This is a genomic window from Kribbella sp. NBC_01505, from assembly GCF_045040285.1.
GTDB lineage: Bacteria > Actinomycetota > Actinomycetes > Propionibacteriales > Kribbellaceae > Kribbella.
Genome location: NZ_CP109425.1, coordinates 3,362,589 through 3,374,896 on the forward strand (window position 1 = coordinate 3,362,589; position 12,308 = coordinate 3,374,896).

11 protein-coding genes are annotated in these 12,308 nt (G+C 68.1%); 8 read left to right on the forward strand and 3 right to left on the reverse strand.

What is annotated here, in order from left to right:
• Window positions 1-149: 149 nt before the first annotated feature.
• Window positions 150-2,255, forward strand: a complete 2,106-nt coding sequence (locus OG474_RS15845; protein WP_405063056.1) for a family 43 glycosylhydrolase — start codon at window positions 150-152, stop codon at window positions 2,253-2,255.
• Here OG474_RS15845 and OG474_RS15850 read toward each other — a convergent pair.
• On the reverse strand, window positions 2,245-3,765 hold the full coding sequence (locus tag OG474_RS15850; RefSeq protein ID WP_405063057.1) for a short-chain fatty acid transporter: 1,521 nt from the start codon (window positions 3,763-3,765) through the stop codon (window positions 2,245-2,247). The two genes, OG474_RS15845 and OG474_RS15850, sit on opposite strands and share 11 nt — an antisense overlap.
• Before the next feature lie 190 nt (window positions 3,766-3,955).
• Between OG474_RS15850 and OG474_RS15855 the strand changes: the two genes are divergently transcribed.
• The 5 genes from OG474_RS15855 (at window position 3,956) to OG474_RS15875 (ending at window position 7,772) form a co-directional block, all read left to right on the forward strand.
• A complete protein-coding gene (locus OG474_RS15855; protein WP_405063058.1) occupies window positions 3,956-4,537 on the forward strand; it encodes a helix-turn-helix transcriptional regulator in 582 nt (193 codons plus the stop codon).
• The gene (locus OG474_RS15860; protein WP_132415544.1) at window positions 4,534-5,613 is read left to right on the forward strand and encodes an inositol-3-phosphate synthase; all 1,080 of its coding nucleotides are present in this window, start codon (window positions 4,534-4,536) and stop codon (window positions 5,611-5,613) included. The genes OG474_RS15855 and OG474_RS15860 overlap by 4 nt, the downstream gene beginning before the upstream one ends.
• Before the next feature lie 9 nt (window positions 5,614-5,622).
• Window positions 5,623-6,453: a DUF72 domain-containing protein gene (locus OG474_RS15865; RefSeq protein WP_405063059.1), complete on the forward strand. Its 831-nt coding sequence runs from the start codon at window positions 5,623-5,625 to the stop codon at window positions 6,451-6,453.
• Between the two features lie 111 nt (window positions 6,454-6,564).
• The gene (locus OG474_RS15870) at window positions 6,565-6,789 is read left to right on the forward strand and encodes a hypothetical protein (RefSeq protein WP_405063060.1); all 225 of its coding nucleotides are present in this window, start codon (window positions 6,565-6,567) and stop codon (window positions 6,787-6,789) included.
• Complete coding sequence (locus OG474_RS15875) at window positions 6,786-7,772, forward strand: hypothetical protein (RefSeq protein ID WP_405063061.1); 987 nt, start codon at window positions 6,786-6,788, stop codon at window positions 7,770-7,772. The genes OG474_RS15870 and OG474_RS15875 overlap by 4 nt, the downstream gene beginning before the upstream one ends.
• Before the next feature lie 2 nt (window positions 7,773-7,774).
• On the opposite strand, the gene OG474_RS15880 is transcribed toward OG474_RS15875, so the two are convergent.
• Window positions 7,775-8,968 (reverse strand): MFS transporter, encoded by a 1,194-nt coding sequence (locus OG474_RS15880; RefSeq protein WP_405063062.1) that lies wholly within the window; start codon window positions 8,966-8,968, stop codon window positions 7,775-7,777.
• Window position 8,969: 1 nt separating this feature from the next.
• Window positions 8,970-10,412: an MFS transporter gene (locus OG474_RS15885; RefSeq protein WP_405063063.1), complete on the reverse strand. Its 1,443-nt coding sequence runs from the start codon at window positions 10,410-10,412 to the stop codon at window positions 8,970-8,972.
• Window positions 10,413-10,465: 53 nt separating this feature from the next.
• Here OG474_RS15885 and OG474_RS15890 point away from each other — a divergent pair, with 53 nt between their 5' ends.
• Both OG474_RS15890 and OG474_RS15895 read left to right on the forward strand, forming a co-directional pair.
• Window positions 10,466-11,050 carry a TetR family transcriptional regulator gene (locus OG474_RS15890; RefSeq protein ID WP_405063064.1) on the forward strand — a complete coding sequence of 195 codons (585 nt, stop codon included), beginning with the start codon at window positions 10,466-10,468 and terminating at the stop codon, window positions 11,048-11,050.
• Window positions 11,051-11,552: 502 nt separating this feature from the next.
• Entirely contained in the window at window positions 11,553-11,876 is a 324-nt protein-coding gene (locus OG474_RS15895) for a YciI family protein (RefSeq protein WP_405063065.1), read from the forward strand.
• Window positions 11,877-12,308 lie beyond the last annotated feature (432 nt).

Genomic DNA, 12,308 nt, shown 5'->3' on the forward strand with positions numbered 1-12,308 from the left:
GAAGTCATTGCCCCACAGACTACGGCGGGTGTGGTAACGGGCCCGAATCCGCTCCGGAGGGTACCAACTCCCGGGTTCGGGGTCGAACTGGTCCACAGCTGTCTGGACCGGATCTTTACACGGGGAGGGGAATCGGTTTCCGTGGCTGGATGGGAGCGCGTCCGGTACGGCGGCTGATCGCCGCGATCGTGTCCATTTCGGTACTGCTGACGGCTTCGGCGTACGCCGGCGGAGGGTACTCGAACCCCGTGACGGCCGGGTACTCGGCCGACTTCCCCGATCCGGCGGTGATCAAGGGGCGCGACGGCTGGTGGTACGCGTACTCGACCGGCGGGCCGTACGCGAAGGACGGGCACGACGGGGACGCCTACAAGATCGCCCGCTCCCGCGATCTGACGCACTGGGAGAAGGTCGGTTCGGTCTTCGACGCCGGGAACCGCCCGACCTGGGCGGATCCGGCCAGCGGGTTCTGGGCGCCGGACATCCGGTACGTCGACGGTCGGTATGTCCTCTACTTCACTGTGCACAACACGACCACCACGCCGGACAACTGGGACTACGCGATCGGCGCTGCGACCGCACCGACGCCGAGCGGACCCTGGACCGACTCCGGAGCACCTGTGGTCGCTCCCCGCCCGGCGGCCAGTGGTGGATTCGAGTGGACCATCGATCCGGCTGAGTTCACCGACACCGACGGGACGCGGTACCTGTACTGGGGCAGCTACAACGGCGGGATTCACGTTGTGCGGCTCACTGCGGACGGTCTGCGGACTGTGGGCGCGGTCACCAACGTGGCGCGCGACCGCTTCGAAGGCCCGTACGTGGTCAAGCACGATGGCTATTACTACTTGTTCGGCTCGTCATCGAACTGCTGCGCCGGGCCGACTACTGGCTATGCGGTCTTCGCCGGCCGCTCCCGTAGCCCGCTGGGCCCGTTCGTCGACAAGCTGGGCAACAGTCTCACCGCCTCACGCACTGGCGGTACGCCGGTGGTCGCGTCCAACGGCAACCGCTGGGTCGGCACCGGCCACTCGTCGATCGTCACCGACCTCAGCGGCCAGGACTGGTTCGCCTATCACGCTGTCGATCGCACTGATCCCTACGTCACCAACTCCAACGGCTGGCTCCTCCGCCCGATGCTCCTCGACCGCCTCGACTGGATCGACGGCTGGCCAACCGTCAACGCAGGCGCGGGTCCCACCGAGTCCAGCCGGTCAGCTCCAGTCACCACCTCGTCACCAGCCACCGTCTCCGATACCCGCTTGGAGGCGGATGTGCAGTCGGCCCGCTCGTCCGCTCAGGGCGTGTCGGCGCGGGACGGGCGGGTCCGGGCGGTTGTCGACCACGGCTACCTCCGCCTGTCTACTGACCGAGGCACGCGCAGCGTGCGCCTTCCGCTGGACGTTGCGGGCACCGTGTCCCTGGAACTGCGTGGTGATCGTGCCACTGCTGAGTTCAGTGAGGACAGGCTGGGCGATCCGCTCGCCACACTGACTCTTCCCGTGCACGCTCGCGGACACCGAGCCGCACCGGTGGGCGCTGCGACCAACTTCTCGGTCGCACCTCTCTATACGCCGGCCACCCGCCTAGCCCCGACACCACGGATCGGACGGGTGGACCCGGCGTACTCCGACGACTTCACCCACGGACTCGGCTCCGGATGGACCTGGCGCAACACCAGTCCGGACGCAATCGTCTCCAGCGGCGCACTGCGTTGGCCGACCGAGACGAATGACCTTACTGACAACGCGACTGCTGCCAAGGCCGCGCTGCTTCTCCGCGACCAGCCGAAGGGCAACTTCGTCGTGGAGACCAAGCTCCACCTGGACGTCGGCACCGACACCGTCCGCAACTACCAGCAGGCCGGGCTCCTCGTGTACGTCGACGACGAGAACTGGATGCGGCTCGACCACGTCGCCGGTGGCACCGGACGCTTTGTCGAGTTCGGCAAGCGGATGCGCTTCCAACCTGTCGGAGCACCGTCCAACGTCACGTTCGGCGGCGCGATGATCGGCGCCCCGGCCGCCACGACTTGGCTCCGCCTCGCGCATGACGTCGTACCGGCGACTGGTGAGCACCGCTATCGCGCAGCCTCCAGCACGGACGGCAAGCACTGGGTCTGGGGTGCAGCATGGACTCTGCCCGCTGACACCACCCCGCGCATCGGACTGGTCTCCCAAGGCTCATCCGCACCGACAGAAGCCCAGTACGGCAAGGCGATCGCGCAGTTCGACTACTTCCATGTCACCCGGTGACGTGTGGTGCCAGGAACGTCACAGCGATCAGCGCAGCCGGGAAGCACGCCAGGAACATCGTGAACGTGTAGCCCATGATGTCGCGCGCCTTGAGTCCCAGGATCGCGAGTGTCGGCAGCATCCAGAACGGCTGCAGCAAGTTGGCGCTCGCTTCACCGAGGTCGTACACGATGACCATCCAGCCCGCGTCCACGTTGAGGTCGTTGGCCGCCTGCAGCACGTACGGCGCCTCGATCACCCACTTGCTGCCGCCACTCGGTACGAAGATCCCGAGGATGCACGAGTAGACCGCCACCAGCGGCGGGAACAGGAACTGGTTGCTCGCCTCCACCAACCACCCCGCGAGCCGGGCCGAGATCCCGGTATACGCGATCATGCCGAAGATGCCGCCGTACAAGGGGAACTGGAGCAGCACGCCGGCCGCCGCGGGAGCACCGTCGCGCACGGCGCGCGCCATCCGCCACGGGCGCCAGTGCAGCAACATCGCTAGCAGGAAGAGGATCAGGTTGACGGTGTTGAGGTCCAGTGCGCTGAAGAAGCTCTTGCCGTCGAAGTAGCGGACCAGATACGTCACACCGAGCGCCACGATGAACAGACTGAACAGTGGCGAGTGCTCGAGCCAGTCCCCCGGCCGGCGCTTCCCGCTCTCCTCCCGCTGGCCGTTGTAGGCGGAACCACGCCCGATCAGCGGTTTGAGCTCGATCCCCAGGTGCTCCGCGGTCTTGGAGCTACCCTCACCCGGTGCGATGAACCACGCCATCGCCACACCGACGACGTACACGAAGAGCGTTGCGGCCAGCGCCTGCCAGGTGAAGATCGTGTCGCTGAGCGGGATCAGTCCAGTGGCCCGGCCGCCTGCCTTGATGACCTCCTGCACCGGCGCCGGACTGCTGCTCGCACTCGCGACCTGCAGTGCGGCTGACCCCGACAGGCCTTGCGCCCAGACCGTCCCCAGGCCGAGGAACGCCATCGCTCCGAGCGCCCGGTAGTCGGCCTTGGGCACGTTCCGCGCCACTTCCCGCGCCAGGATCGCGGCGAAGATCAGGCTGAACGCCCAGTTCAGGTACGACGCGAGCATCGCGACCGCGGCCACGAACGCGACCGCCGACCGCGGGCTCTTCGGGATCCGCGCCAGCCGCGCGATCAGCCGGGCGACCGGTCCGCTGGTCGCGACGGCGTACCCGCCGATGATGATCATCGCCATCTGCAGCGTGAACGTGATCAGGCTCCAGAACCCGATGCCCCAGGCATCGACCAGACCGAATCCCTTGGTCGCGGCCGGATCGTCCGGGCGCTTCAGCAACGGTTCGCCGGTGACGAGCCCGAACAGCAGCACCACGAAGGTGCCGACCAGCACGAAGCCGAACGCGTCCGGCAGCCACTTCTCGGTGAAGGCGGTGAACCGCAGCGCCACCCGCGCCAGCGGCCCCTCGCTCTCGAGCTCGTGCTTGGCGTGCTTTCCATGGTCGGTCATGACGCTGTGCTCCTGGATCGCGACGCTGGGTGTCATCCGATTAACGCAGATCGGCGCCTGACGTAACAGCTTCCCCGGCGCGCGCCCCGGTGATGACTTGGTGCGAGCTGACAAAGCCGACCTTTGTCATGAGTTGTCCACAGGCCGGAGCTCTGCTTACAGTGGCGGCGCGATGTATCGAACCGATACATCAGGTTCTGACAAACTGGATCGAGGAGGTGGGGTCATGGGAAACCGCAGTGGAGTCCTGGAACTCGCCGTACTCGGTCTGCTGCACGAAGCGCCGATGCACGGTTACGAGCTCCGCAAGCGTGTCAACGCCCAGTTCGGGTGGGGCCGCGTGCTGTCGTTCGGGTCGCTCTACCCGTGTCTGAAGGCGATGCTCCGCAACGGCCTGATCACCGCCGACCCCGGTACGCCGGAGTCGGGGCGCAGGCCGAAGATCGTCTACACGATCACGGCCGACGGCAAGGACCACTTCGCGCACGCGATGCACGATGCCGGTCCGTCGGCCTGGGAGGACGACACGTTCGGCGTCCGGTTCTCGTTCTTCGGCCGGACCGATCCGGCCACCCGGCTGCGCATCCTCGAGGGCCGGCGCGCCCGGATGGAGGAGCGGCTGGCGAACTTCCGGGCCGCGATGAGCCGGACCGCGGAACGGGTCGACGCCTACACCCTCGAGCTGCAACGGCACGGCCTGGAGTCGGCCGAGCGCGAGGTCCGCTGGCTGAACGAGCTGATCGACGGCGAGCGCAGGCAGCAACCCTCCCAACATCCCCCACCGCCTGACCAAGGAGATTCCAGATGACCTCGATCCGGGTAGCGATCGTCGGCGTCGGCAACTGCGCCAGCTCGCTCGTCCAGGGCGTGCACTACTACCGTGACGCGAAGCCTGAGGAGCGCGTCCCCGGTCTGATGCACGTCCAGTTCGGTGACTACCACGTCCGCGACGTCGAGTTCGTCGCCGCGTTCGACGTCGACGGCAAGAAGGTCGGCCTCGACCTCGCCGACGCGATCGGCGCCAGCGAGAACAACACGATCAAGATCTGCGACGTGCCGCCGAGCGGCATCACGGTGCAGCGGGGTCACACCCTGGACGGTCTCGGCAAGTACTACCGCGAGACCATCACCGAGTCCGACGCGGCCCCGGTCGACGTCGTCGCCGCCCTGCGTGAGGCGCAGGTCGACGTACTGGTCTGCTACCTGCCGGTCGGTTCGGAGCAGGCGGCGAAGTTCTACGCCCAGTGCGCGATCGACGCGAACGTCGCCTTCGTCAACGCGCTGCCCGTCTTCATCGCCGGCACCAAGGAGTGGGCGGACAAGTTCACCGCGGCCGGCGTGCCGATCGTCGGCGACGACATCAAGTCGCAGATCGGCGCCACCATCACGCACCGCGTGCTGGCCAAGCTGTTCGAGGACCGCGGCGTCACCGTCGACCGGACCTACCAGCTGAACGTCGGCGGCAACATGGACTTCAAGAACATGCTGGAGCGCGACCGGCTGGAGTCCAAGAAGATCAGCAAGACCCAGTCCGTCACCTCGCAGCTGGTCAACGACATCGACCCGCGCAACGTGCACATCGGCCCGTCGGACTACGTGGCCTGGCTGGACGACCGCAAGTGGGCCTTCATCCGGCTCGAGGGCCGCAACTTCGGCGACGTCCCGCTGTCGCTGGAGTACAAGCTCGAGGTCTGGGACTCGCCGAACTCGGCCGGCATCATCATCGACGCCATCCGCGCGGTGAAGATCGCCAAGGACCGCGGCATCGGCGGCCCGATCCTGTCCGCGTCCTCGTACTTCATGAAGTCGCCGCCGGAGCAGTACGCCGACGACGTCTGCCGCGACCTGGTGGAGAAGTTCATCCGCGGTGAGGTCGAGCGCTAGATTCTCTGAATGCGGCTCCACGTGGGATGTGCTCAATGGACACATCCCGCGTGGCCGCAGCCGTCCCGCGACAAACTCGCGTCGTACGCCTCGTGGGTGAACGCGGTCGAGGGCAACACCACGTTCTACGGGATCCCGGCCCGCTCGTCGGTCGAGAACTGGGCCGCGCAGACGCCGCCCGACTTCCGCTTCGTGATGAAGCTGCCGCAGACCATCACACACGAACGTCGCCTGAACACGATCGCGACCGAGTTCTTCGCGTTCGCCGCCGCGGTCGAGCCACTCGGGCCGCGCAACCACGCGATGTGGGTGCAGCTCCCCGCGTCGTTCGCCCCCAGCGATCTGGGCACGCTGGCCGCCTTCCTGCGCGGCGCACCCCGCGAACACCGGTACGCCGTCGAGGTCCGTCACCGCGCCTTCTTCGACGATCCCCGCGTGACTGCTCAACTGGAGCAGGTCCTGGCCGATGCCGGAGCCGAGTGGGTCCCCTTCGACACCGGCACCCTCTTCGGCCGTCCCGCGAGCAGCCTCGCCGAACGTGATGCCTGGATGAAGAAGCCCCGCGTCGCCCGCCGAGCCACCGCCCTCACCGCGTTCCCGATCGTCCGCTACATCGGCCGCGACTCCGTCGACGAGACCGTCGAAGGCTGGGCCTACCTCGTCGAGCTCGTCCACACCTGGCTCACCGAAGGCCGCTCACCGACGATCTTCCTGCACACCCCGGACAACGCCGAGGCCCTCAACCTAGCCCGCCTCTTCCACACCACCCTCCGCACCAGGCTCCCGCTGCTGGAACCCCTCCCCGAGCCAGTCTCACTCGAACCCCCCACGCTGTTCTGAACCGGCTGTTCAGTCCTGGAGGGCGGTTATCCACAGGCCGCAGATTCATCGTCGAGGAGAAGGTGAATCTCCGTATGTTCTCTGCCGAGATCCGACTCGGAGGGACACATCATGGAACAACCGACCATCACCAGCGCGAGCTTCGACCCATCCACGGATGGGCAACAGCCGACGGGCACCAGTCGTTCGACAGCGGCGGAGCATCGGGCTCGCGCCGAATGGCTGGTCCGCGAGCTGAGAAGTCGGGCCGCTACCTCTGACGATCCGCAGTACCAAGCCGAGCTGCGACGGTCGGCCGACTCACTCGTCCGCCTGGCGACGGCGTACCGGTCATGAGTGCCGGGACCCTCGCCGCACCGGCCTCGGTCGAGGAGTTGCTGTTGCGCAGTGGACACGCCGCGCTCGACCTGTCCGGTGCGCAACACAGTGCCTGGAACGGCCGGATCGTCGAATCGAGCGACCACATCCTCGGCCTCGCGCACTGGGACGGCACGCTCCACCTCGACCGCGAGTACATTCTCGATCCGCTCCGAGAGATGTATGCGTTGGCCGGCAGGGAGCATCCGACCCAACAGTTGGCCCGCTACCGCGAAGCCCTGGCCACGATCCTGCACGAGCACTCACACTTCCTCGGCCCGGCCGGTGCCACCCAGGAGGCGGCCCGGGACGCGTTCGTCCGCCCCGGCAGCCGCCAACTGGAGGAGGGCGTCGCCGAAGCGTGGGCTCAGGTCCACCTCAACGACTACCTCCATCGACTCGGCATCGACAAAGTTGCCCCAGGCATCGATTCCTTCCGGACCAACGGTCAGTACGCCCCGTTCGTCACCGCCGTCCGCATGCTCGGCGCCGACCTGGAGTCCCGTGGTGGTCTGGCTCCCGGCACCATCCTCAGCGCCCTCAACAACCAGACCGCCGAGCATCAACTCCCCGTGATGGCCACCCTGTACTACAACTCCACCCGTCTCCCCGAGCTGGAGCCGGCCGGCCCCCGGACCCGCGATCACCTCGAGTCGGTGCTGCGCTCCGGTCTCGCCGCGCTCGACAAACACCAACTGCTCCCCCATCCCCAAGCCACCGCCCGAGCGAAAGCCACCACCCAGTCCCTGCTCTCCCACCTCCACCTCGAGATCGCCCGAGCCGAATCCCTCTACACCCGGCGCCAGGTCCCTCACCCCACCCGAACGGCCTTCGCCGGGCTGCCTGCTCCCAATGCCAGCGGCGACCTCACTCCCCAGCCGCCGGTAGAGACCGCCAGGCTCCCTGCGCCGGGCCGTCGATCCGAAGCGGTTGATGCACGCGGCGCGCCTGATCGTGCGTAATCTCAGGGCGCCTCGAGCAGTTGCCGTCGCCAGCCAGGCACGAGCAGCGACAGTGCGGCCGCGAGCACAGCGGCGGCTGCGATGGTGGTCGCGACCCACAGCGGAGCATGGTCGATCGCTGCGCCAGCGAGTGCGCTTCCGGCGGCGAATCCGAGCCAGTTGGCTGTCGTGAGGGCGGCGAAGGCTTGGGATTGTGCGTGGCCGGGGGTGTGGTTGGCGATCAGGAGCGCCTCGATGGCGTCAGCCGGCCCGGTGGCCACGCCGGCGAGCAGCAGAAGAACTACGGAGATGACCGCGCCAGGGCCGGTGCCAACGGCAATGATCAGGGCGCCGTACAGCCCGAGTGCGACGGCAAGCTGGGCCGGAAGCGAACCACGCAGCGGGCTGGCGCCGTAGGCGAAACTCGCTACGACACCGCCGCACGCCATGGCCGCGATGAAGAGGCCCGGGTTGAGGGTGAGGTGTGCGGCGTGGGCGACGACGCTGACCTGCAGGGCCCCGATGGCGATCGCGCCGAGGGCCACGACAGTCAGGACGTGCAACTGCCGGGCACCCAGGCCGGGGCGCCGTCTCGGCTCCGCTGACCCGCGAGCGTCACGGGCAGTGGTGAGGGCGCGGACGGCGGGGGCTCCGCGCAGCCACCAGACGCCCGCCAGCGAGACGACGGCGGTGACTGCCACCGTGAGCGTTGGGTGGGCGATGGCGACGATGGCGCCGACGATCAGTGGGCCGACGACGAAGACCATCTCGGTGAACAGCCCGGAGATCGCGAACAGGACTCTGCGGCTGTCGGGGTCGTCATGTGTGGCGAAGACGTGCTTGGCGATCGCGGATGCCGGAGGCGTGCAGCATCCAGCGGCCGCCGCCGCCGCGACGAGGCCCAGCGCGGGAGCGTTGATCACCAGGGCGGTGATGTAGCCGGTGAACGCGGTGACCTGGGCGGTACTGGTCACGGCCAGCGTCCACCGTGGGCCGCGGCGGTCGACGACCCGGCCCCAGATCGGGGCGGTGACGGCGACGGCTGTGGAGTAGGCGCCGACGACGGTCCCGGCGATGGTGTAGCTGGCGGTGGCGTGAGTTGCGCTGGTCAGCAGGGACAGGTTGACCATTCCGGCCAGCAGGTAGCAGACCAAGACGGCGCCGACGACGCGGGCGATGCCGGGGATGGTGAGTGCTCTGCGGTAGCTGGCGAGCACGTCATCGCCCGTCAGTCGGCTGCGCGCCGGGCCTGATCAGCGTGGCCGCGAGGAGCGCGGCCACGCCGGTCAGCGCTGCGGCGATGACCAGGGCCAGGCTCCAGCCGCTGGTTGTCGACTCAGCGGTCGCCGCGGCGGCGGTGCCGGCTGCCGCGGTGCTGATGGTGGTCAGCACCGCGAGACCAAGTGCCCCTCCGATCTGCTGGGCAGCGTTGAACAGCGCGGATGCGATCCCGGAATCGGCGGGTCCGGCGCTGGACATCGCTGCTGTCGTGAGCGGGACGAACGTCAGGCCCAGGCCGAAGCCTGCGACGACCAGGCCAGGCAGCAGCGTCGCTGCGTAGCTGGATGCCGGTTCGATCCTGACCAGCAGCACCAGTCCGAGTGCCACCAGCGCCGCGCCGGTCGCCGACAGCCGTCCCGGGCTGACCCGGTCGACCAGTGCGCCGGAGACCCGTGCCGCGACAGCGATCGCGGCGGTCATCGGTACGAAGGCCAGGCCGACGTAAACCGGGTCCTTGCCCTGGATCGTGGACAGGAACAGGCTGACGAAGAAGAAGAGCGCGTATATCGCGACACCCAGGATCAGCCCGACGGTATCGGCAGCCACGACCGTCCGGTTGTGGACGACACTGGCCGGAACGAGCGAAGCCGGCCGGGTGGCCTGCAGGACCACGAAGAACACCAAGAAGGCGAGCGCGGCGAGCAGCACAAGAAGCGTTGCAGCGGTCCACCCGTGGTCGGCGGCCCTGCTCAGGCCGTAGACCAAAAGGATCAGGCCGCCGGTGGCGGTCGTCGCGCCCGCCACGTCGATTCTCGAGGTGCGGTCTCCGCCGGACCGGGGCAGCACCCACAGGCCGACCACGACCACGACCACGACGATCGGCACGTTGATCCACAGCACCCAGCGCCACGAGAACGCCTCGGTCAGCACACCACCGAGCACGGACCCGAGCGCCGTGCCGCCGGCCGTCACGCCGGCCCAGATCCCGAACGCCAGAGCCCGGCCGCGACCAGGAGCGAACACGTCCATCACCAATGCCATCGCCGCCGGAGCCATCATCGCGGCACCGGCGCCTTGAGCGGCCCGCGCGCCGACCAGCACGAACTGCTCGCCCGCAGCACCGCCGATCAGCGACGCGACGCCGAAGGCGGCCGCCCCCACCATGAACACCCGGCGGTGACCAAACCGGTCCGCGACCCTGCCACCGACCAGCAGCAGTCCACCGAACGCGAGGGTGTAGGCGGTGATCACCCACTGCAACTGCGCATCAGTGAATCCCAACCCCGCACGGATCGGACCCAGCGCGACGTTCACGATCGTCGCGTCGACCACGATCAACAGCTGACTACCCGACAGCACCGCCAGCGCCACCGCCGGGCGCGCACCCAGCGGACTCGACGTTGACCGGCCAGCGGGCACCTCTACTCTTCGCTCATTCACTCAACGAGCGTAGAGCGAGAAGAGATTTCGGTCAACGCGTGTAGAGTGAAAGTGTGGTGGAAGACGAACCGGTCTCCCGCGCCGAGCGGCGCCGTCGGACCGAAGATGCGATTCTGGCGGCCGCGCGCCGCCAGTTCGGTGAGCTCGGCTACGAGAGGACAAGCATCCGTGCTGTCGCCTCGGAGGCAGGGATCGATCCCGCGCTGGTGATGCAGTTGTTCGGCAACAAGGAACGGCTGTTTTCGGCGGCAGCGTCTTCCGGTATCGACTTGGAGGCGCTGACCGGTGCAACGACCGGTGATCTGGCCGACGCGGCGGCGGCGCACCTGTTCACCGACTTCGAAGATCCCGAGCGCCGCGGTGGCGCAGCGGCGCTGCTGCGGAGTTGTCTGACTCATCCCGCGGCCGGTGCAGCGCTTCGCGATCAGGTCATGAGCCCGGCGCAGGCGGCGGTTGCCGCGACCATCGGCGGGGACGACAGCGAGTTGCGCGCCGCGGTCTTGAACGCATGCACGCTGGGGGTGACGATCGCCCGGTACCTCTTAGAGGACCCGGTGCTGGCCGGAGCCGATCGCGCCGACATCCAGCGGATCCTTCGGCCTGCACTGCACAGCATCGTCGACAGCGATTCGCCATAAGCCAGCCGCTGATCGCCGATGCCGGAACTCAGTGAGCGCTGCGTGATGCCGGGCCGGCGGCGACTGCGGCCCCGCAGTACAGGGAAGCGATCGCGACGCCGCGCGCCCGACGTGGTGGCGCAACCGCCGCAGGTCATCCCGGCGACGCTGTAGGTCGTCGCGGTCGTCTCCTTCGCGGTCGTCAGGGTGGTTTCGATGTAGACGGTGCTGCAACTGCAATCGGTGCACAGAGCGGGTCCATCGCGCTCGGCGACACGGCCCCCGACGAAGCCGGCAGCGCCAGCGGCTCGCTCAGCTCGATCCAGCAACTCGCGTCCGGAATCGGCTCGGCCCCGGTCGTCACGATCTTCTTTCACGGCGCGGCCTCCGGGCTGGATCACGCCATGAAGGTCAGCCTGGTCGTCGTACTGATCGTCACCGCCGTCAGCATCCCGGCAGTCGCGCTGCTTCCCCGCAGCGCACCGCAAGAGTCCTAACCCCGAGCACGGGAGATGATCCACAGATGAGATATCTGGTTTCCGTCATCGACGACAAGGAAAACCCCGGCAGCACCGACCGGGAGCCCGTCATCAGCGAGTTCAACGAGCGCCTGATCGCCGACGGCTACTGGGTCTTCGCCGGCGGCCTCGCCGACACCACCGCGGCCACCGTCGTCGACAACCGCGGCGAGCAGACAGTCCTCAGCGACGGCCCCTACGCGGAGTCGAAGGAGTACCTCGCCGGCGTCTGGGTCTGGGACATACCCGACCCAGACCTGGCACTCCAACTGGCCACCGAAGCCTCAAAGCTCTGTGACCGCAAGATCGAGCTCCGCCCGTTCCAGTAGGCACCAACCGCCCGCAGCGGTCAGCCGACCATCCATAGGCCGGCCGGCACCCCCACACCGAGCACGGCTTGGCCAAGCGACGGCCAACCGCTGACCGCCTGACCGCCTGACCGCCTGACCGCCTGACCGCGCACAGTCTCTCGATGCCCTGTCACCCCTGCATTTCACGCGGGCCGACATCGAAGTGGGCGCGGCACTCGGAAGTGGCCCGGCCCTCCCCTCGTCCACGAATGCGCGGACCCACACGCCCAACTGCGCGAGATCGAACGCCGACCGCCGACCCTCGACCGAGCTCCCGATACCCACGTGTCCGGCAGAGAGCGCCAATCGGGTCCGGGGTGAACAAGGTCCGCACCTCCTCCCACCACGCCGAAATCGCAGCCCCGCCTGCGGGAGACGCTTTGGAAGGTAGGCCGCCAGCTCGCGGCCGAC

Excerpts from the sequence above, each read along its gene's own strand:
- OG474_RS15855 (WP_405063058.1), top strand. The coding sequence starts at position 3,956 with ATGGGAAACCGCAGTGGAGTCCTGGAACTCGCCGTACTCGGTCTGCTG.
- OG474_RS15865 (WP_405063059.1), top strand. The coding sequence starts at position 5,623 with ATGCGGCTCCACGTGGGATGTGCTCAATGGACACATCCCGCGTGGCCG.
- OG474_RS15860 (WP_132415544.1), top strand. The coding sequence starts at position 4,534 with ATGACCTCGATCCGGGTAGCGATCGTCGGCGTCGGCAACTGCGCCAGC.
- OG474_RS15875 (WP_405063061.1), top strand. The coding sequence starts at position 6,786 with ATGAGTGCCGGGACCCTCGCCGCACCGGCCTCGGTCGAGGAGTTGCTG.
- OG474_RS15845 (WP_405063056.1), top strand. The coding sequence starts at position 150 with ATGGGAGCGCGTCCGGTACGGCGGCTGATCGCCGCGATCGTGTCCATT.
- OG474_RS15850 (WP_405063057.1), bottom strand. The coding sequence starts at position 3,765 with ATGACACCCAGCGTCGCGATCCAGGAGCACAGCGTCATGACCGACCAT.
- OG474_RS15895 (WP_405063065.1), top strand. The coding sequence starts at position 11,553 with ATGAGATATCTGGTTTCCGTCATCGACGACAAGGAAAACCCCGGCAGC.
- OG474_RS15870 (WP_405063060.1), top strand. The coding sequence starts at position 6,565 with ATGGAACAACCGACCATCACCAGCGCGAGCTTCGACCCATCCACGGAT.